The sequence below is a fragment of the Gemmatimonadota bacterium genome (genome assembly GCA_041390125.1).
Classification (GTDB): domain Bacteria; phylum Gemmatimonadota; class Gemmatimonadetes; order Longimicrobiales; family Gaopeijiaceae; genus JAGQIF01.
In genome coordinates this window covers 227,354-245,994 of the sequence record JAWKQN010000009.1, presented here as the reverse complement: position 1 = coordinate 245,994, position 18,641 = coordinate 227,354, and the positions used below count along the sequence as shown (strand labels likewise).

16 protein-coding genes are annotated in these 18,641 nt (G+C 70.7%); all 16 read left to right on the top strand.

Going from position 1 to position 18,641, the window contains the following annotated elements:
- The first annotated feature begins 24 nt into the window (after positions 1-24).
- Entirely contained in the window at positions 25-2,499 is a 2,475-nt protein-coding gene (locus R3E98_11640; protein ID MEZ4424058.1) for an ATP-dependent Clp protease ATP-binding subunit, read from the top strand.
- Positions 2,500-2,515: 16 nt separating this feature from the next.
- Positions 2,516-4,897 (top strand): outer membrane protein assembly factor BamA, encoded by a 2,382-nt coding sequence (gene bamA, locus R3E98_11635; protein MEZ4424057.1) that lies wholly within the window; start codon positions 2,516-2,518, stop codon positions 4,895-4,897.
- 76 nt (positions 4,898-4,973) lie between these two features.
- Positions 4,974-5,516 carry an OmpH family outer membrane protein gene (locus R3E98_11630; protein MEZ4424056.1) on the top strand — a complete coding sequence of 181 codons (543 nt, stop codon included), beginning with the start codon at positions 4,974-4,976 and terminating at the stop codon, positions 5,514-5,516.
- A 143-nt stretch (positions 5,517-5,659) separates the two neighbouring features.
- On the top strand, positions 5,660-6,688 hold the full coding sequence (gene lpxD / locus R3E98_11625; protein ID MEZ4424055.1) for a UDP-3-O-(3-hydroxymyristoyl)glucosamine N-acyltransferase: 1,029 nt from the start codon (positions 5,660-5,662) through the stop codon (positions 6,686-6,688).
- Positions 6,689-6,813: 125 nt separating this feature from the next.
- Positions 6,814-8,124: a bifunctional UDP-3-O-[3-hydroxymyristoyl] N-acetylglucosamine deacetylase/3-hydroxyacyl-ACP dehydratase gene (locus R3E98_11620; GenBank protein MEZ4424054.1), complete on the top strand. Its 1,311-nt coding sequence runs from the start codon at positions 6,814-6,816 to the stop codon at positions 8,122-8,124.
- Positions 8,114-8,905: an acyl-ACP--UDP-N-acetylglucosamine O-acyltransferase gene (lpxA, locus tag R3E98_11615; protein MEZ4424053.1), complete on the top strand. Its 792-nt coding sequence runs from the start codon at positions 8,114-8,116 to the stop codon at positions 8,903-8,905. The genes R3E98_11620 and lpxA overlap by 11 nt, the downstream gene beginning before the upstream one ends.
- Positions 8,905-9,921: a Gfo/Idh/MocA family oxidoreductase gene (locus R3E98_11610; GenBank protein MEZ4424052.1), complete on the top strand. Its 1,017-nt coding sequence runs from the start codon at positions 8,905-8,907 to the stop codon at positions 9,919-9,921. Before lpxA ends, R3E98_11610 begins: the two co-directional genes overlap by 1 nt.
- A complete protein-coding gene (locus R3E98_11605) occupies positions 9,896-10,030 on the top strand; it encodes a hypothetical protein (GenBank protein MEZ4424051.1) in 135 nt (44 codons plus the stop codon). The genes R3E98_11610 and R3E98_11605 overlap by 26 nt, the downstream gene beginning before the upstream one ends.
- Positions 10,031-10,035: 5 nt before the next feature.
- On the top strand, positions 10,036-11,166 hold the full coding sequence (gene lpxB / locus R3E98_11600) for a lipid-A-disaccharide synthase (protein MEZ4424050.1): 1,131 nt from the start codon (positions 10,036-10,038) through the stop codon (positions 11,164-11,166).
- Positions 11,163-11,846 carry a lysophospholipid acyltransferase family protein gene (locus R3E98_11595; GenBank protein ID MEZ4424049.1) on the top strand — a complete coding sequence of 228 codons (684 nt, stop codon included), beginning with the start codon at positions 11,163-11,165 and terminating at the stop codon, positions 11,844-11,846. The genes lpxB and R3E98_11595 overlap by 4 nt, the downstream gene beginning before the upstream one ends.
- Positions 11,839-12,837, top strand: coding sequence for a tetraacyldisaccharide 4'-kinase (gene lpxK, locus R3E98_11590; GenBank protein MEZ4424048.1), 999 nt, complete (start codon positions 11,839-11,841; stop codon positions 12,835-12,837). Before R3E98_11595 ends, lpxK begins: the two co-directional genes overlap by 8 nt.
- Entirely contained in the window at positions 12,834-13,310 is a 477-nt protein-coding gene (locus R3E98_11585; GenBank protein ID MEZ4424047.1) for a 23S rRNA (pseudouridine(1915)-N(3))-methyltransferase RlmH, read from the top strand. Before lpxK ends, R3E98_11585 begins: the two co-directional genes overlap by 4 nt.
- Positions 13,307-14,929, top strand: a complete 1,623-nt coding sequence (bshC, locus tag R3E98_11580; GenBank protein MEZ4424046.1) for a bacillithiol biosynthesis cysteine-adding enzyme BshC — start codon at positions 13,307-13,309, stop codon at positions 14,927-14,929. The genes R3E98_11585 and bshC overlap by 4 nt, the downstream gene beginning before the upstream one ends.
- Positions 14,930-14,938: 9 nt before the next feature.
- Positions 14,939-15,223: a hypothetical protein gene (locus R3E98_11575; protein ID MEZ4424045.1), complete on the top strand. Its 285-nt coding sequence runs from the start codon at positions 14,939-14,941 to the stop codon at positions 15,221-15,223.
- A gap of 47 nt (positions 15,224-15,270) precedes the next feature.
- Positions 15,271-16,782 carry a murein biosynthesis integral membrane protein MurJ gene (gene murJ / locus R3E98_11570; GenBank protein MEZ4424044.1) on the top strand — a complete coding sequence of 504 codons (1,512 nt, stop codon included), beginning with the start codon at positions 15,271-15,273 and terminating at the stop codon, positions 16,780-16,782.
- A gap of 18 nt (positions 16,783-16,800) precedes the next feature.
- Positions 16,801-18,639 carry an excinuclease ABC subunit UvrC gene (uvrC, locus tag R3E98_11565; protein ID MEZ4424043.1) on the top strand — a complete coding sequence of 613 codons (1,839 nt, stop codon included), beginning with the start codon at positions 16,801-16,803 and terminating at the stop codon, positions 18,637-18,639.
- The last annotated feature ends 2 nt before the right edge of the window (positions 18,640-18,641 follow it).

Here is an 18,641-nt window from a genome sequence, read left to right as displayed (position 1 = left end):
CTCCAGGAGCGGGGTGTTGGATCGATGAACTACAACTTCACGGATCGGGTGCGCACGGTCCTCTCGATGGCACGGGAGGCCGCCATCCAGCTCCAACACGACTATGTCGGGACCGAGCACATCCTCCTCGGCCTCATCCGTGAGGGCGAGGGAGTGGCCGCTGCGGTCCTGACCAAGCTCAGCGTCGATCTGGAGCAGGTGCACGAGCGGGTGGAGGAGTCCGTCCGCAAGGGCAAGGCGACGATCGCGCTGGGGGAGCTGCCGTATACCTCCCGCGCCAAGAAGGTGTTGGAGTTCGCCATGCAGGAGGCGCGCGAGCTCAGCCACTCCTATGTGGGCACCGAGCACCTGCTGCTCGGTCTCCTGCGGGAGGAGAAGGGCATCGCCGCCCAGGTCCTCAACTCGCTGGGCGTGACCCTGGACGAAGCGCGGGCCGAGACCCTCAAGGTGCTGGGCTCCGACGTCACGCCGTCCGAGCCGCCGGGTATCGGCGGCGGCAGCGGCCCCGCGCCCAAGGGCGACAAGAAGTCGAAGACGCCGGCGCTCGACCACTTCTGCCGCGACCTGACGGACCTCGCAGGGCAGGGGACGCTGGACCCCACCATCGGTCGCTTCGCGGAGATCGAGCGGGTCATCGAGATCCTGTGCCGGCGCAAGAAGAACAACCCGGTCCTGATCGGCGAGCCCGGCGTGGGCAAGACGGCCATCGTGGAGGGGCTCGCCCAGCTCATCGCCAAGGGGGAGGTCACCGAGGCCCTCAAGGACCACCGCGTCCTGGCGCTCGACATGGCGGCCGTGATCGCGGGGACCAAGTACCGCGGCCAGTTCGAGGAGCGCCTCAAGGCCGTGATGAACGAGATCTCCCAGAACCAGAACGTGATCCTGTTCATCGACGAGTTGCACACGCTGGTGGGTGCCGGTGCCGCCGAAGGCGCCATCGACGCGTCCAACATGCTCAAGCCCGCGCTCGCGCGCGGTGAGTTGCAGTGCATCGGCGCGTCGACCCTGAACGAGTACCGCAAGTACATCGAGAAGGACGGCGCGCTGGAGCGGCGCTTCCAGCCCGTCATCGTGGATCCGCCCGCGGTCGAGGAGACCGTGGAGATCCTGCGCGGCCTGCGGCAGCGCTACGAGGACCACCATCGGATCGTGATCCCGGACGAGGCGCTCGTCGCTGCGGCCAAGCTGTCGGATCGTTACATCACCGACCGCTTCCTGCCCGACAAAGCCATCGACGTGATCGACGAGGCCGGGGCGCGAGCGCGCATCGCCAGTCAGGTGCCGCCACCGGAGGTGGAGGACCTGAAGGAGCAGCTCACCCGCATCGCCGAGCGCAAGGACAGCGCCATCCGCGATCAGGACTTCGAGCGGGCCGCCCAGCTCCGGGACGAGGAGCGGGCCCTGCAGCAGAAGATCCGCGACGCGCAGGAACGGTGGACCGAGGAACGGCAGAAGCACCGCCCGAGCATCGGGATGGAGGAGATCTCCTTCATCGTGAGCCGCTGGACCGGCATCCCGGTCACGCGCCTGCAGCAGGCGGAGACGGAGCGGCTCGTCAAGATGGAAGACGAGCTGCACGAGCGCGTCGTCGGACAGCACGACGCCATCGTCGCCATCTCGCGTGCCATCCGGCGGAGCCGGGCCGGCCTCAAGGACCCCAAGAAGCCCATCGGCTCGTTCATCTTCTCCGGCCCCACCGGCGTCGGGAAGACCGAGCTGGCCCGGGCGCTGGCCGGGTTCCTCTTCGCCGACGACGATGCGCTCATCCGCGTCGACATGAGCGAGTACATGGAGAAGTTCTCGGTCTCGCGCCTCATCGGGGCCCCTCCGGGCTACGTGGGCTACGAGGATTCGGGGACGCTCACCAAGGCCGTGCGTCGCCGCCCCTACTCCGTGGTCCTGCTCGACGAGATCGAGAAGGCCCATCCGGACGTCTTCAACATCCTGCTCCAGGTGCTCGACGAAGGACATCTGACCGACAACTACGGCCGGGTGATCGACTTCAAGAACACCGTGATCGTCATGACGTCCAACCTGGGCGCGCGCGACATCAGCAAGGGGCGGGCGCTGGGCTTCCAGGACGAAGAGGTCCGCACCAGCTACGACGTCATGAAGGAGAAGGTGCAGCAGGAGATCGAGCGCGCCTTCAACCCCGAGTTCCTCAACCGCGTGGACGACGTCATCGTCTTCCACCCGCTCAGCAAGGAGGAGATCGCGCAGATCGTCCACATCCTGTTGGGCAACCTGCGTGAGCGGCTCGGGGAGGACGAGATGTCGCTGCGGCTCACCGACCCCGCCGTGGCCTTCCTGGTGGATCGCGGCTACGACGAGAAGTTCGGAGCCCGTCCCTTGCGCCGGGCCATCCAGCGCTATCTGGAAGACCCGCTCTCCGAGAAGATCCTGCTTGGCGAGTTCTCCAGCGGTGACGAGATCGAGGTGGGGGTGGATGACAGTGGCGAGGCCTTGAGCATGCGGGTCGCTTCCCCTCAGAAGACCTGACGGCTCGATGCAGCGGATGCGCAGGGCGGCCTGGATCGCCGCCGCGGGTGCCGCCCTCCTGACGGCACTGCCGGGGCGAAGCGCGGCACAACAGCAGACCTTGCAGGTCGACACCGTCGTGATCGAGGGTGCGGAGCGCCAGCGGGTCGAATCGCTGACGCAGGTGTTCGGGATCCGACGCGGAGACCGGATCACCTACCGCAACATCCGCGACGGGATCAAGGCGCTCTGGTCCACCAACCAGTTCAAGGACGTCCGCGTCGAAGCGGTCGGGGACTCCGTGGGACCGGTGCGCCTCGTCGTCCATGTGGAGGAGCAGCCCCTGCTCGGCCGGGTGGTCTTCGAGGGACTGGACAACGTCAACCACAGCGAGGTGCGTGACACCTCGCGCCTGCGCCCCGGGCTGCCGTATTCGCCACAGGGCGTGGTGACGGCCCGTCGGTTCATCCAGCAGGAGCTCGCGAGCAAGGGCATCCCGTTCGCCCGGATCGAAGAGCGGACGGCTCCCATGCCCGAGGCGGAGAACCAGATCGAGCTGGTCTTCGACGTCGAGGAAGGGCAGCGCGTGATCGTGGCCGACGTCCGGGTGACCGGAAACGATCGTGTGCCCACGAGCGACATCGTGGGCGCCATGGGCACCCGGCCCGAGGGCTTCTGGTGGTTCCGTTCCGGGGCCTTCGACGAATCACGCTTCCGCGAGGACCTCGACACCCGTCTGGTGGACCTCTACGAGTCGCGCGGCTTCCTGGACTTCGAGATCCTGAGCGACACGGTGCTCGTGGATCCCAACACCGGGAAGGCCCGCATCGAGATCGCGGTGGACGAGGGGCCGCGGTACCGGGTCGCCGAGTTCGCGATCGAGGGCAATCGCGTCTTCCCCACGGACCAGCTCGAGGGCTACTACGGCGAGGAGTCCGGCGGGCTGCTGTCGAGCCTGGGCTTCGGCGGGGAGGAGCGCGGCGTGCGCTACTTCGATCGTGTGGCCTTCCAGGACGCGACCTCGGAGGTGGAGCGCCTCTACCGCAACGAGGGGTACCTCTACGCACAGGTGGATCCCTACCTCGTGCGCAATGACTCCACCGACGCCGGCGAACCCACGGTCAGCGTCGGTTGGACCATCCGGGAGAACGATCCGGCGTATATCCGCAAGGTCGAGATCCAGGGCAACGAGTTCACGTACGACCGGGTCGTGCGCGAGCGCCTCTTCCTGTTGCCCGGAGACGTCTACTCCGAGCAGCGTCTTCTGCAGAGCTATCAGCAGATCTCCGCGCTGGGCTTCTTCGAGACCCCCGTGGAGTTTCCGACCATCCAGCCGGACCCGGAGACGGGCGAGGTGGACATCACCTTCCACGTGAAGGAACGCAACACCGGCGCCGTCAACTTCGGGACCGCGGTCGGTGGTGGCGTGGGCGTGAGCGGCTTCCTGGGCTATGACCAGCCCAATCTGTTCGGGCAGGGCAAGGAAGGGCACCTGCGGTGGGACTTCGGAAGCCTGGTGAACAACTTCACCGTCTCCTACACCGACCCCGCCATCGCCCAGAGTCGGGTCAGCGGCACGCTCTCCCTCTTCAACGCGCGCAACCGGTTCTTCCAGTTCTCGACGGGACGCTACACGCGCCTGGGCGGATCGGCCCAGGTGGGCTTCCCGCTGTTCAACTCCATCCGCACCCGCGTCCTGCTCGGGTACTCCTGGGTGCAGACCAAGTACGACCTCTTCGAGAACGTGGACGACACGTCCCTGTTCGGGCGGCCCGACGGGGTGCTCAGCACCTTCTCGTTGGGCGTGAGCCGGAACAACCTGAACCACCCGCTCTTCCCGACCTCGGGGTCGCGGCAGAGCCTGCAGAGCGAGTATTCGCTGCGCCTGCTCGGCGGCGACGCGGCCTTCTCCAAGCACCTGCTGGAAGGCCAGTGGTACGTCCCGGCCGGACAGGTGGGCCAGAGCGGGGGGCTGCGCTTCACCCTGGGGCTCAAGGCCCGGCTGGGTGCGATCGTCGGAAACGCGGCGGACTTCCCGTTCGAGCGTTTCTGGATGGGCGGTGTACAATTCGGGGAGCCGCTCCGGGGCTACGACGAGACCAGCATCACCCCGGTGGGGTTCGTGGCGGAGAATTCCGCCACGGTGCTGGACGTCAACCGGCTCGGCGACGCGTTCGCGAGCATCACGGCGGAATACGCCGTGCGCTTCAACGACAACCTGTCGCTTTCGCTCTTCTATGACGCGGGGAACGTATGGCAGGATCCGGCCGACATCGACCCCAGCCGCCTCTTCCGGGGGGCGGGTGTGGGCGTGCAGGTCGTGACGCCGTTCGGACCCCTCGGGCTCGACTACGCCTACGGGTTCGACAAGCCGAGCCCGGGCTGGCAGCTGCACTTCCGACTAGGCCCTGGATTCTGACGAGTCACCACTTGGTCCAGCGTTCCGGGTGCTCAGGGCGTACCGGAACGCGAGTCGTTCGACTGGAGAAGCAGGCATGAGAGTTCTCAAGTACGTGGTCGCGCTGCTTGCGCTCGTTCTCTCGGCCGGTTCGGCCGCGGCGCAGCAGATCCCCCGGATCGCCTACATCAACTCGGACAAGATCATCGCCGAGTCGAAGCAGGCGCAGGCGGCCCAGCAGTCCTTCGAGCAGGAGCTGTCCCGATACCGGGAAGAGGTGAACCAGATGGGTGCCGCGCTCGAGCGCATGGTGCAGGACTACGACACGCAGAAGAACACCATGACGCCCCAGGCGCGCACCGCGAAAGAGAACGACATCCGGATGCGCCAGACGGAATACGAGAGCCGTCTGCGGGAGCTGGAGAGCCAGGCGGCCGAGCGCCGGCAGGCCCTCGTGGAGCCCGTCATGGACAAGATCAACGAAGTGATCGACTCCATCCGCAGGGAGGGCAACTATGCCCTCATCCTGGACGCTTCCTCGACCGCGATCATCGCGGCCGATCCGGCGCTCGACCTGACGGAGGAGGTGCTCCGGCGCCTCAGCGCCGAGGCCGAGCAGGACGACGCTCCCGGCGCCTGAGCCGATCGCCGTCCGATGTGACCTCTCCCGGCCCACGGGTCCCCTCGACCTGTGGGCCGGATTGCGTTTCCATCCGTGAAGGACGCGTCGCCGCCGACCGTCCCGACACGGTGAACCGACCCTGCGGACAAGGACGATAGGCGATGGCCGAAGCACGGGTGTGGACCCTGGCCGAGGTCGCGGCGTTGGTGGACGGGACCGTGGAGGGGCCCGAGCACCTGGAGGTGCGGCGCGTGGCGCCGGTCGACGAAGCCGGGGCGGGGGAGCTGGGCCTGCTCGCGTCGCGGAAGTACCTGCCGCGCCTCGACGGCTCGCGCGCCGAGGCGCTGCTCACCTCGAAGGACCTCGCGTCCGCCTGTGGGGATCGACCCCGGGTGGTCGTGGCCGATCCGCACAAGGCGTTGCGCGTCCTGCTCGACGTCTTCCATCCCTCCGTGACTCCTGCACCTTCGATCCACCCCACGGCCGTGCTGGGGCACGGCGTGGAGCTCGGGGACGGCGTCAGCATCGGAGCCTACGCGGTCGTGGGCGCCGGTTCGGTCCTCGCGGACGGCGTGACGCTGGGCGCGCACGTGTGTGTCGGCGCCCGGTGCCGGATCGGTCCCCGCTCGCGTCTCCATCCGCAGGTCGTGCTGTACGACGGGACGGTCGTCGGTGCGGACGTGATCGTGCATGCCGGTGCCCGCCTCGGCGTCGATGGCTTCGGCTATGTCTTCGAGGCGGGTGGGCATCGCAAGGTGCCGCAGGTGGGCGGGTGCGTGATCGAAGATCAGGTCGAGATCGGTGCCAACGTCTGCATCGACCGGGGCTCGATCGGTCGGACGGTCATCGGCGCCGGCAGCAAGCTGGACAACCTCGTGCATGTCGCGCACAACGTGCACGTCGGAGGTGCGTGCCTGCTCGTGGCGCAGGTGGGGATCGCGGGATCCACGCGGATCGGCCGGGGGGTCGTCTTCGGCGGTCAGGCCGGCGCGATCAACCACCTGACCATCGGCGATGGGGCACAGATCGCGGCCCAGGCAGGCGTCATCGGCGACGTGGAGGCGGGCGCGGTGATGATGGGATTCCCCGCCCGGCCGCGGCGGGAGTTCCTGCGGGCGCAGGCCGCGCTCAGTCGACTCGCCACGCGCCGTGCCAGCGGCAGGGAGCAGGGGACGGACGCGACCGGGTGAACGGCCGCCGGCGGCGGCCTGCCCGCCGCACGGATCCGGGGTACCCGCCATCTTCGCCCTTCTGCTAGATTGAAGGGATTTGGGACCGGCAGACGGTCCACACCGACCTCCGCCACGAGGAGTGGATGGCACAGCCTTCACAGCAGACGCTGGCAGCCCCGGTCACGCTCGAAGGGGTGGGCGTCCATTCGGGCGAGCGGGCGGTGTTGCGCTTCGTCCCGAGTGACCCCGACACGGGCCTGCGCTTCGTCCGCGTCGACCTGGAGGGCTGTCCGGCGATCCCCGCCGACCTCGACCACGTCGTGGGGACGGACCTGGGCACGAGCCTCGGTCAGGACGATGCGCGGGTCCTGACGGTCGAACACGTCCTGGCCGCCCTGCACTCGCATGGTGTCGACAACGCCGTGCTCGAGCTCTCCGGCCCGGAGCCCCCGATCCGTGACGGCTCCTTCGAGGACTACAGCCGGGCCATCCAGGGCGTCGGCGTGGTCCGCCAGTCGGAGCCTGCCCGCGTCCTGGCGCTGGACGCGGTCGTGACGAGTGAAGGGACGCACGGGGAGTCGTACGTCGCGACGCCCGCACCCGCGCTCAAGGTCTCGGCGGCCATCGACTTCAGCCATCCGGCCATCGGGCGCCAGTACGGCTCGTTCCCGGTCACTCCGGCATCCTTCGCGGCCGAGCTGGCCCCGGCGCGCACGTTCGGGTTCCGCGCAGAGGCCGAGGCCCTTCTGGCGCGGGGGCTCGCACGCGGCGCGTCGCTCGAGAACACCATCGTGCTCGACGAGACGGGCGTGATGAACGACGCGCTCCGGTTTCCCGACGAGTACGTGCGCCACAAGATCGGCGACATCCTGGGGGATCTGGCCCTGCTCGGCTGCCGCCTGCAGGCCCACGTGGTGGCCGAGCGCCCGAGCCACAAGGGCAACGTGGCGCTGGCCCGGGCCATCGCGGAACGCGCCCGCCGCGCAGCGGCGGCTCCCGTGGTGGAGGCGGCCCAGATCCTGAACTACCTGCCGCATCGGTATCCGATGCTGCTCGTCGACCGGATCGTCGAGTTCGAGAGCGGGAAGCGCATCGTCGGGCTGAAGAACGTCACCATCAACGAGCCGTTCTTCCAGGGGCACTATCCCGGGCATCCCGTCATGCCCGGCGTGCTCATCATCGAGGCGATGGCGCAGGTGGGAGGGCTGCTCCTCATGGAGGCGGTGCCCAACCCCGAGAACAAGGTTGTCTACTTCATGTCGCTCGACAACGTGAAGTGGCGCCGGCCCGTCATCCCCGGAGACCAGATCGTCTTCGAGCTGGAGATGGTGCAGTTCCGTCGGCACGTCTGCCGGATGCGCGGCATCGGTTCGGTGGACGGCAACCGCGTGGTGGAAGGCGAGTTGATGGCCATGATCGTGGACCGTGACAAGGGGACGTCCGATGCGAGCTGATCTCGAGGTCGAGATCCACCCGACGGCGCTCGTGGACCCATCGGCCGAGTTGGACGTGGGCGTCCAGATCGGGCCGTACAGCATCGTGGGACCCGGAGTGCAGATCGGTGCGCGTACGCAGGTGGCGTCGCACGTCCTGATCGAGCGTGACACCGTCATGGGCTCGGAATGCTCCGTGCACAACGGCGCCGTGCTCGGGACCGACCCGCAGGACCTGAAGTACAAGGGGGAGAAGACCCGGTTGCTGGTGGGGGACCGCACCGTCGTGCGCGAGTTCGCCACCCTGAATCGCGGGACCGTGCACAGCGGCGAGACGCGGGTCGGCAGCGACTGTCTGCTGATGGCCTATACGCACGTGGCGCATGACTGTCGCCTCGGCAGCCATGTGATCCTCGCCAATGCCGTCCAGATGGCCGGGCACGTGACCATCGAGGACTGGGTCATCGTGGGCGGCGGGTGCGTCATCCACCAGTTCGTCCGCATCGGCGCCCACGCCTTCATCGGCGGTGGGTCGCGGGTGCCCCAGGACGTCCCGCCCTATTGCCGCTCGGCCGGCAACGACCCGAAGCTCTACGGCCTCAACTCGGTGGGGCTGCAGCGACGGGGCTTCGCCGAGTCGACCCGCGCTGCGCTGAAGACCGCGTATCGCACCCTCTTCCATTCCTCCCTCAACGTGTCGCAGGGCCTCGACCACATCGAGGCCGAGATCCGCGGCATTCCCGAGGTGGATCACCTGGTTGCGTTCATCCGCGCGAGCGAGCGCGGGATCACCATCGGCTGATGGGCACCCCGTCCGCACCCCGCATCGGTGTCGTCGGGGTCGGGAGCCTCGGTCGCCATCACGCTCGTCTGCTCGGCACGCTGGACGGCGTGCGCCGCTCCGGCGTCTTCGACACGGACGCGGAGCGGGCGCGGACCATCGGCGCGGAGCACGGTGCACCCGTCTTCGACACGCTCGACGACCTGCTGGCCGCGTCGGACGCGATCGTGGTGGCCACGCCCACCCACGCGCACGAGGCGGTCTCCTGCGCAGCGCTCGAGCGCGGGATCCACGTCTTCATCGAGAAGCCGATCGCGCCCTCGCTGGACGCGGCCGACCGCATCCTCGAGCTCGCCGAGGCGGCGGGCGCGCTGGTCCAGGTGGGGCACGTCGAGCGCTTCAACGGGGCGGTGCTGGCGGCGCAAGGCTACCTGCAGGACCCGCTCTTCATCGAGGTGCATCGGATGGCTCCGTTCGTGCCTCGCAGCACGGACGTGCCGGTTGTCCTGGACCTCATGATCCACGACGTGGATCTCGTACGGGCGTTCGTCGGGCAACCGATCGCATCCATCGCGGCCACGGGTGTCCCGGTCATGACCCAGCTGGCCGACATCGCCAACGCCCGGCTGACCTTCGAGGGCGGCGCGGTGGCGAACCTCACGGCGAGCCGCGTCTCGATGGAACGGATGCGCAAGCTCCGTGTGTTCCAGCGGTCGGGCTACCTGAGCCTGGACCTGGCGAAGGGCACCGGCGAGTTCCTGCGGCTGCGCGGCGAGCTTCCGGCGTTGGCAGCGGATCCTCCCGGGATGTCCGGGGGACTAGACTGGGAGCGGGGGCTGGCCGCGCTCGTGGAGCGGATCCCGATCACCGGAGACGAGGGTGAGCCGCTGGGCCGCGAGCTCGCCAGCTTCCGGGACGCGATCGTCGCGGGCACCACACCCCTCGTCTCGGGGCAGGAGGGCCGGGACGCCCTCGCCGTGGCCCTGTCCATCGAGGAGCTGATACGCAACCATGTCGCTCATTCGCGTACGGCGTGATCGCAAGCGGGACTGGATCGACGCCAAGAAGAGCAAGTCCCCCTGGAAGCTGGGCCTGCTGCTGGTCCTCATCGTGGCGGCCTTCTGGTACCTGAACCAGACCTTCTGACCGGGGTGGGGCCTGCGCGGGTGCTGGTGCTGGCCGGGGAGGAGTCCGGGGATCAGCACGGAGCCGCCGTCGTCGAGGCGCTGACGGCCCGCGCCCCGGCGCTGCGCTTCTGGGGCACCGGCGGCGCGCGCCTGGCGGCGCTCGGCGTCGAGCGCATCGCGGGTCTGGAGGACCTGGCCGTGATGGGCTTTGCCGAAGTCGTCGGTCGCCTCGGGTTCTTCCGGCGCCTCGAGGCCGACGTGCGCCGCCGTCTGGATCAAGGCGAGGCGGACCTGCTCCTCGCAGTGGACTATCCCGGCTTCAACCTCCGCATCGCCCGCTACGCCCGCGAGCGCGGCGTCCCGGTGCTCTTCTACATCGCGCCGCAGGTATGGGCCTGGCGCGCGGGCCGGGCCGCCCGCCTGGCGCAGGACGCCAGCCGTCTCGCCGTCATCCTTCCGTTCGAGGTGGAGATCTTCGAGCGCGTGGGCGCCGACGTGACGTTCGTGGGCCACCCGCTGCTCGATCATCCGCCGGAGGTCCCGGACCGTGCATCCTTCCTGGGCGGGCTCGGTCTCGATCCCGCCCGGCCGGTGCTCGCGCTCTTCCCGGGCTCGCGGGCGCAGGAGATCGCACGCCATCGGGTCCCGTTCGTCGCTGCGGCGCGGATCCTCCGCTCCGAGGACCCCGCGCTCCAGGTCGTCGTGGCACGGGCACCGTCTCTGGGCGACGTGGGCCTGCCGGACGACGTCGTGGGCACGGACCAGGGCCGTGCCTTGCTGGCGCACGCGCGGGCGGCCCTGGTGAAGTCCGGGACGTCCACGCTGGAGGCGGCGCTCGCGGGCACGCCCTTCGTGTGCGCCTATCGCACGCATCCCCTCACGTTCGCCGTGGCACGGCGGGTCGTGCGCGTCGAGCACGTTGCGCTCGCGAACCTCGTGGCCGGGCGCCGCGTCGTCCCCGAGCTGCTGCAGGCGCAGGTCACGGGCCCCGCTCTGGCGGACGCCCTGCGGCCGCTGCTCGCGGACGGCGCCGCGCGCACGGAGATGCAGGCCGCGCTGGCCGGGGTGCGCGCGCGCCTGGGCACACCGGGCGCGGCGGCGCGCGTGGCGGAGCTGGCGTTGGAGCTGCTGGGCGCGCAGGTGGCGCGGCCATGAGCGACCGCCGGCGCGAGCGGCGCTTCCGCTGGGCCGGCCTCCTGGGGAAGGCCCTCCTGGACGCGCTCTTCTTGACCGTGCGCTTCCGCACCCAGGGCACAGCGCCGGTGGAGGCCTGCCGCGACGCCGGACGTCCTCTCCTTTTTGTCTTCTGGCACGGCACCCTGCTGCCGCTGGTCTACCTGCATCGGCGCCAGGGCGCGGTGGTGCTGGTCAGCGAGCACGCCGACGGCGAGTACATCACCCGCATCATCCAACGCTACGGCTTCGCGACCGCGCGCGGGTCGAGCTCGCGCGGCGCCGTGCGCGGCCTCAAGGCCCTCATCCGCGCGGGCCGCGCGGGCTCCGATCTGGCCGTCACCCCCGACGGGCCGCGGGGTCCGGCGCGGGTCTTCAAGCCGGGGGCGCTCCTCGCCGCGCGGGCGGCCGGTGTACCCGTGGTGACCGTGGCCGTCGGCGTGTCGCGGGCCTGGCGGCTGGGGAGCTGGGACGGCTTCATCGTCCCCAAGCCGTTCTCGGTCGTGAGCGTGCGGTATGGAGATCCGGTGCCCGTGCCGCCGTACACCAGCGACGAGGAGCTCGAAGCCCTGGCGGGGCGGCTCCAGGCACAGCTGCTGGAAAGCGCGGAGCGGGCGCACCGGGAGGCGACGGCCAGCCGCGCCGGGGTGGACGATGCCTGACCTGCACGCCTGGGCCCGGGCCTGGTGGGGAGGCAGCCCTGCTGCGGGGTTCCGTCTCCTGGACGGTCTCCTGTGGCCCGTCGAGCTGCTGTATCGGGCCGGCAGCGCCGTCCGCCTCGCCGCCTATCGGAGGGGGGTCCTGTCCGTGGCCCGCGCCCCGGTCCCCGTGGTCTCCGTCGGCAACCTGTCGGTGGGGGGCACCGGGAAGACCCCCGTCGCAGCCTTCCTGGCCCGGCGCCTGGCCAGTCGAGGGCACCGACCGGCGGTCGTGCTCCGGGGCTACGGGCTGGACGAGGTGTCGCTCCACCGCCGCTGGGCGCCCGACATGCCCGTGGTGGCCCACGCCGACCGCAGGGAGGGCGTGGCCCGGGCGGTGGAGGCGGGAGCGGACGTGGCGATCCTGGATGACGGCTTCCAGCACGTGCGCCTGGCGCGCGACCTGGACCTCGTCCTGGTCTCGGCCGAGCAGCACCGTGCGCTGCAGACGGGGCGGACGTTGCCGCGCGGGCCCCTGCGGGAGCCCCCGGCGGCGCTCCAGCGGGCGGACGCAATCCTGCTCACGCACCGGACGGCCGACCCGGCCCCACTCCGGGAGCGGCTGCGGACCGTGGCCCCGTCGGTTCCGGTGGTGCCGCTGCGCCTGGCCTTCCGCGAATGGATGCACCTGGACGGGACGGCTGCGGCGGCGCCCACGCAGGAGTGTGTCGCCGTGGCCTCGGTGGGCGAGCCCCAGGGCTTCGCGGAGCTGCTCGCCCGCGCCGGGACGCGGGTGTCCGGCACGCGCTGGTTCCCGGACCATCATCCGTACACGGACCCCGAGATCGTGGACCTGGAGCGTTGGGCCGCCGGCCGCACGCTGCTGACCACCGAGAAGGACGCGGTCAAGCTCGCGGGCCGGGTGCAGGGCGACTGGCGGGTGCTGGCCCTGTCGGTGGAGCCCGAAGGCGACTCCGAAGCCCTCGACACGCTGCTGGAACGGATCCGGCCATGAAGGTGCGCGTCGTGGCGGTGGGCGGAATGAAGGGGCCTCCTGCAGCCCTGGCCGACGAGTATGCCCGCAGGGCGCGGCGGTACTGGAGCCTGGACGTGGAGGAGGTGGCCAGCGGGGCGCGGGGAAAGGACCCCCGCGGTGTACTGCTCGCCGAAGGGGAGCGGCTGCTCGCCCGGGTCGGCGCCCGCGACCGTTTGGTGGCGCTGACGCGCGAGGGCGACCCGCTGAGCTCGGAGGATCTCGCGACCCTCCTGGAGGAGAGCGCGCTGCGCTCGCTGCCCGGGGTCGTCTTCGTGATCGGGGGGGCGTTCGGGCTGGACGCGTCCGTGCTGGAGCGGGCGGACCGCCGCCTTTCGTTGGGAGGGGTGACCCTCCCGCACGAGCTGGCCCGCGTCGTCCTCTTGGAACAGCTCTACCGGGCCGGTACGATCAAGCGGGGCGAACCCTACCACAAAGGCGGACTCGAACCGTGAATCCGGAGATCAGGGCGGGATGGCCCGGCGGGGGCCGTCTCGTGCAGGACTATCTGGCGGGACGGGAGCGCGCGACGCGTTTCTTTGCGCGGCCGTTCCAGGAGGACGGCGCGCTGGAGGCGCACGCCGCCGTCCTGGGCGGGCGCTCGGCCGAATGGCGTGCCCGTGCGGCCCATGTGCTGCGGAGCGCCAATCCGGACACCCGGGCGCGCATCGACGCCTGGGAGGCGGAGGGCGGTTTCGTCGTGACCACGGGTCAGCAGCCCGGACTCCTCACGGGTCCCCTGTTCGCCGTCCACAAGGCGCTGACCGCCCTGGCGTTGGCCCGTCGGTGGAGCGAGCGCCTGGGTCGGCCCGTGCTTCCGGTCTTCTGGGTGGCGTCGGAGGACCACGACTGGGAGGAGGCCAACCACACCTGGCTGCTCGACGACCGGGAGCGTCCGCACCGGATCGAGGCCCGGGCCGCCGAGCCTCCCGCCGACCGACCCCTGTTCCGCGTCCCCTTGACGGGGTCGGACGCCCTTCTGGCCCAGGTGAGGGATCTGATCCCGGACAAGGGCTTTGGAGCGGATTGCCTCGAGCAGGTTCGAGCCGCCTATCCGGAGCGATGTACCCTGCCGGACGGCTTCACCCATCTGCTCCGGACCTGGCTGGGGCCACTGGGCCTCCTGGTGTTGCGCGCGGACGATCCCGCGCTGAAGGAGGCGTCCGCGGACCTGCTCCACGCGGAGCTGGACCGGTCGCAGGAGACGGAGGCGGTGCTGCGCGACCGGGCGTCCGCGCTCGCGTCGGCCGGCTATGACGTCCAGGTCCACATCCTGGACGGGGCGCTCAACCTGTTCCTCGAAGGCCCCGCCGGCCGCGAGCGCATCTATCGTGACGGCGACGGGCTCTATCTGCACGGCTCGGGCACGCGGATCGACCACGAGGAGCTGCGGGCCCGTTGCGCTGCCGACCCCTCCGTGTTGTCTCCCAACGTGCTCCTGCGCCCCGTGGTGGAGAGCGCGGTGCTGCCGGTGCTGGCCTATGTGGCCGGTCCCGGCGAGCTGGCCTACTGGGCCGAGCTGGAGCCGCTCTTCCGGACGCTGGACGTCCCGATGCCGATCGTGCATCCGCGGCTCTCCGTGACGGTCGTCGAGCCGCAGGTCCGGAAGATCCTGGACAAGCGGGGCCTGGCACCCCAGGACCTCGCCCGGCCCGAGCACGAGCTCACCTCGGACCTCGCGCGTCAGGAGATGCCCGTGGAGGCGCGCACGGCGCTCGCCCGCCTGCGCGGGGAGCTCACGTCCGGTACCGACGCGCTCAGCGCCGCCACCCGTGCCCTCGACCCGACGCTGGACGGACCCATCACCCACGCGCGGACGGCCGCCCTGCGCGCGGTCGACAAGGCCGAGACCAAGATCCTGCGGGCCGTCAAGCGCGAGAACGAGGTGCTGCTCGGACAGGTGGACCGCGCGCGGCAGCACCTCGCGCCCCTGGGCGCTCCGCAGGAGCGGGTGCTCAACGTGGTCCAGTATCTCGCGCGCTACGGTCCGGGGCTGCTGACGGACCTGCTGGAGCGGTGTGAAGCGGTCCTGGACGCGGGCTCGGCTGTGGCCACCCCCGCGGAGCCCCGGTAGCTTCCAGCCATGTTCGTCCAGTTGGCGGTCCTGTTGCTCGTGCTCATCCCGATCCTCGCGGTCGTGCTCGACTCGCCGTTGGGCAAGGCCCTCGCCGCGCGCATGGAGGGACGATCCCTGCGTGCCGGGGAGGAGCCCGCCCCGGATCGGATGCTCCAGCTCGAGGGAGAGGTGGAGCGGCTCTCCGCCGAGGTGCAGCGCCTCAGCGAGGAGAGCGACTTCCTGCACAAGCTCCTGGCCGAGCGCCCGCCACCAAAGCGCCTGCCCACCGGCGACGACGAGGACGCCTCCTGAGCCCAGCTCGACCCCGGGCCTCCCGGACCGGCGCGGCCGCCGCCTGGGTGGCGGCCGGCATCCTTCTCAGCCGGGCGTCGGGCCTCGTGCGTCAGATGGTCTTCGCGCGCTGGTTCGGCACCACCGGCTTCGCCGACGCGTGGACCGCCGCGCTCAAGGTGCCCAACGTCCTGCAGAACCTGCTCGGCGAAGGCAGCCTGAGCGCCTCGTTCATCCCCGTCTACGCCGAGCTCGAGCATCAGGGCCGGAGCGCGGATGCGCGCCGGCTGGCAGGCGCGGTGTTCGGGCTGCTGGTGGCCGTGGCGGGTGCGCTGGCGCTGCTGGGCGTCCTCGCGGCGCCCTGGATCGTCGACGTGGTGGCCCTGGGCATGACCGGGGAGCGCCGGGCGGCCACCGTCGGACTCATCCGCGTCCTGTTCCCGATGATGGGCTTCCTGGTCTTGTCGGCCTGGGCGCTCGGCGTCCTGAACTCCCATCGCCGCTTCCTGCTGTCCTACGCGGCCCCCGTGCTCTGGAACGCCGCGATCGTGACCGGGCTGCTCACGGGGGCGCTCGGTCTGGGGTTGCGCGGACAGCCGCTGCTCATGGCCATGGGCTGGGGGGCGTTGGCCGGCGGGCTGCTGCAGTTCCTCGTGCAGCTCCCGCTCGTGTGGCGGCTGCTGGGGGGCGTGCGGCCCTCCCTGGACACGCATGCGCCCGGTGTGCGCGAAGCCGTGCGCAACTTCGTACCGGTCGTCGGCGCCCGCGGTCTCGAGAGCGTGAGCGGTCTGCTGCGCGAGGTCACCCTGGCGTCGCTGTTGGCACCCGGCGCGCTCGCGGTGCTGGGCTACGTCCAGACCCTGCATGTGCTCCCCATCTCGCTGTTCGGATTGGCCGTGGCGGCCGCCGAGCTGCCCGAGATCGCGCGCGAGCGCGCCGACCCCGGCCTGATCGCCGGACGCGTCCGCTCCGGTCTGGCTCGCGTGCAGTTCTGGGTGGTCCCGACGGTGGTGGGATACGTCCTGTTCGGGCGCCATCTGCTGGTGCTGCTCTTCCAGAGCGGAGCCTTCAGCCTGGACGACACGCTCGTGACCTGGGGTACGCTGGCCGCCTTCGCGCTGGGGCTGCTCGCCACGTCCAGCTCGCGCATGCTCGCCAACGCCTTCTACGGGCTGCGCGACACGGCGACCCCGGCGCGGGTCGCCGCCGTGCGCATCGTCACCTCGCTGGTGTTCGGGGCGATCTTCATGGTGCCGCTCGACCGCATCCAGGTGGGCGAGCGCTTCCTGGGGGCGGCCGGACTGGGTCTGGGGTCGGCCGTGGCGGCCTGGCTCGAGTACGGCACGCTCCGCCGTCGGCTCCGCGACCGCATCGGGCCGCACGGGCCGGGGGTGGGGGAGGGGGCGCGCGTCTGGGCGGCTGCGGCCCTGGCCGCGGCGCTCGGCCTCGGCGCCGAGCGTGTCCTGGATGGGCTTCCGGTCCGCCTGGTCGCGCTCGGAACGCTGGGCGCGTTCGGTGTAGGATACCTGGCGCTCACGCGCCTCCTCGGAACCGGTGTGCGTCCCCGGCTCCGCTCCTGAGACCCCGCACAACCCGCAATGCAGAACCCGCCCGGACTCGACCCGGAGCGCATCGCCCGGCTGCCCACCGGGCCCGGCGTCTACCTCTTCAAAGGGGAGGACGGCGAGGTCCTGTACGTGGGCAAGGCCAAGGCCCTGCGCAACCGTGTGCGCAGCTACCTGCGCCCGGATCTGCAGCAAGGGCTCAAGACCGTGGAGCTGGTCCGGCGCGCACGCGACGTCGAGACCATCGTCGTGGGGTCCGAGGCCGAAGCGCTCATCCTCGAAGCCAACCTGATCAAGGCCCACCGGCCGCGTTTCAACATCCAGCTTCGGGACGACAAGAGCTATCCGTACATCAAGGTGACGGTGAACGAGCCGTTCCCTCGCGTCTACGTGACCCGCCGTCCCGTCAACGACGGCTCGCGCTACTTCGGCCCGTACACGTCCGTCGGGTACGTGCGTCGCGCGCTGGAGGTGGTCAAGCGCCAGTACACGGTGCGCTCCTGCCGCTACGACCTCCCGGGCGAGACGCCGTCCCGGCCCTGCCTGGATCATCACATCGGACGCTGTCAGGCTCCGTGCGTAGGACTGCAGACCGAAGCCGACTACCGCGTGATGATCGACGAGATCCTGCGCCTGCTCGAAGGCGACACCGAAGGCGTGCGCCGGCTGGTGGAGCAGCGGATGAAGGACGCGGCCGCGCGGCTCGACTTCGAGACGGCGGCCCGACACCGCGACGTGCTGCAGGGTCTGGACACGCTGGCGCGCGAGCAACGCGTGGACACGCTGGGTGGGGGAGACGTGGACGTCTTCGGCGTGGCGCGCGACGGCGCGGTGGCCGCCGGAGTGGTGCTCCGCATGCGCAGAGGGCGTCTCATCGGACGCGACGTGCAGCGCTTCCAGGATCTGGCGGAAGAGACCGACCCGGAGCTGGTGCAGTCGTTGGCGACGCGCCACTACCTCGGGCGTGGTGAGGTGGGGCTCCAGGATCTGCCGCGGGACGTGCTCCTGCCCCTGGACTTCGAGGATGCGGACGTGCTCGCAGGCGTGCTCGCAGGATCGGCCGGGCGGCACGTGGCGCTCAAGGTGCCGGAGCGGGGACAGAAGCGGCGCCTCGTGGAGCTGGCCGGGGAGAACGCGCGCCATTCGCTCGAGGAGCGGGTGACGGCGACGACGGAAGGCATCGATCGCGCCGACCGGACGCTCTACGACCTGCAGGCGGCGCTCGGGCTCAAGGTGGTCCCTCGGCTGATCGTGTGCTTCGACATCTCGCACCTGCAGGGGACGGACACCGTGGCCAGCGCCGTCGTCTTCGAGAACGGGGCGCCCAAGAAATCGGACTACCGCCGCATGCGCATCCGCGGCGAGTGGGGCAACGACGACTTCCTGTCGATGGAGGAGGCGGTCCGGCGCTGGTTCCGCCGCCGCCAGGACGAGGAGCAGCCGCTGCCGGACCTGGCCCTGATCGATGGCGGGAAGGGACAGCTCGGCGCGGCGCGGCGTGCCCTGGAGGAGATGGGGTTCGGGGACCTGCCGGTGGCCGCCCTGGCCAAGCGCGAGGAGGAGGTCTTCCTGCCGGGACGGACCGAGCCCGTCCGCCTGGACCCCCGCCAGCGGGCGCTCCACCTCTTGCAGCGGATCCGGAACGAGGCGCACCGGTTCGCGATCTCCTACAACCGCAAGCTCCGGAGGCGGCGCACCCTGACCAGCGAGCTCCGCGACGTCCCCGGGATCGGAGAGCGGCGCCAGCGGGCGCTGCTGGAGCGCTTCGGCTCGATCCGGGGCCTCAAGAACGCCTCCGAGGAGGAGATCGCCCGCGTGCCCGGGATGAGTCGGGCGCTGGCCTCGCGGGTGCTGACCTGGCTGGCCCGGTGAGG

Coding starts and splice junctions, on each gene's coding strand:
- R3E98_11640 (MEZ4424058.1), top strand. CDS start 25: ATGAACTACAACTTCACGGATCGGGTGCGCACGGTCCTCTCGATGGCA.
- bamA (MEZ4424057.1), top strand. CDS start 2,516: ATGCGCAGGGCGGCCTGGATCGCCGCCGCGGGTGCCGCCCTCCTGACG.
- R3E98_11630 (MEZ4424056.1), top strand. CDS start 4,974: ATGAGAGTTCTCAAGTACGTGGTCGCGCTGCTTGCGCTCGTTCTCTCG.
- lpxD (MEZ4424055.1), top strand. CDS start 5,660: ATGGCCGAAGCACGGGTGTGGACCCTGGCCGAGGTCGCGGCGTTGGTG.
- R3E98_11620 (MEZ4424054.1), top strand. CDS start 6,814: ATGGCACAGCCTTCACAGCAGACGCTGGCAGCCCCGGTCACGCTCGAA.
- lpxA (MEZ4424053.1), top strand. CDS start 8,114: ATGCGAGCTGATCTCGAGGTCGAGATCCACCCGACGGCGCTCGTGGAC.
- R3E98_11610 (MEZ4424052.1), top strand. CDS start 8,905: ATGGGCACCCCGTCCGCACCCCGCATCGGTGTCGTCGGGGTCGGGAGC.
- R3E98_11605 (MEZ4424051.1), top strand. CDS start 9,896: ATGTCGCTCATTCGCGTACGGCGTGATCGCAAGCGGGACTGGATCGAC.
- R3E98_11595 (MEZ4424049.1), top strand. CDS start 11,163: ATGAGCGACCGCCGGCGCGAGCGGCGCTTCCGCTGGGCCGGCCTCCTG.
- lpxK (MEZ4424048.1), top strand. CDS start 11,839: ATGCCTGACCTGCACGCCTGGGCCCGGGCCTGGTGGGGAGGCAGCCCT.
- R3E98_11585 (MEZ4424047.1), top strand. CDS start 12,834: ATGAAGGTGCGCGTCGTGGCGGTGGGCGGAATGAAGGGGCCTCCTGCA.
- R3E98_11575 (MEZ4424045.1), top strand. CDS start 14,939: ATGTTCGTCCAGTTGGCGGTCCTGTTGCTCGTGCTCATCCCGATCCTC.
- uvrC (MEZ4424043.1), top strand. CDS start 16,801: ATGCAGAACCCGCCCGGACTCGACCCGGAGCGCATCGCCCGGCTGCCC.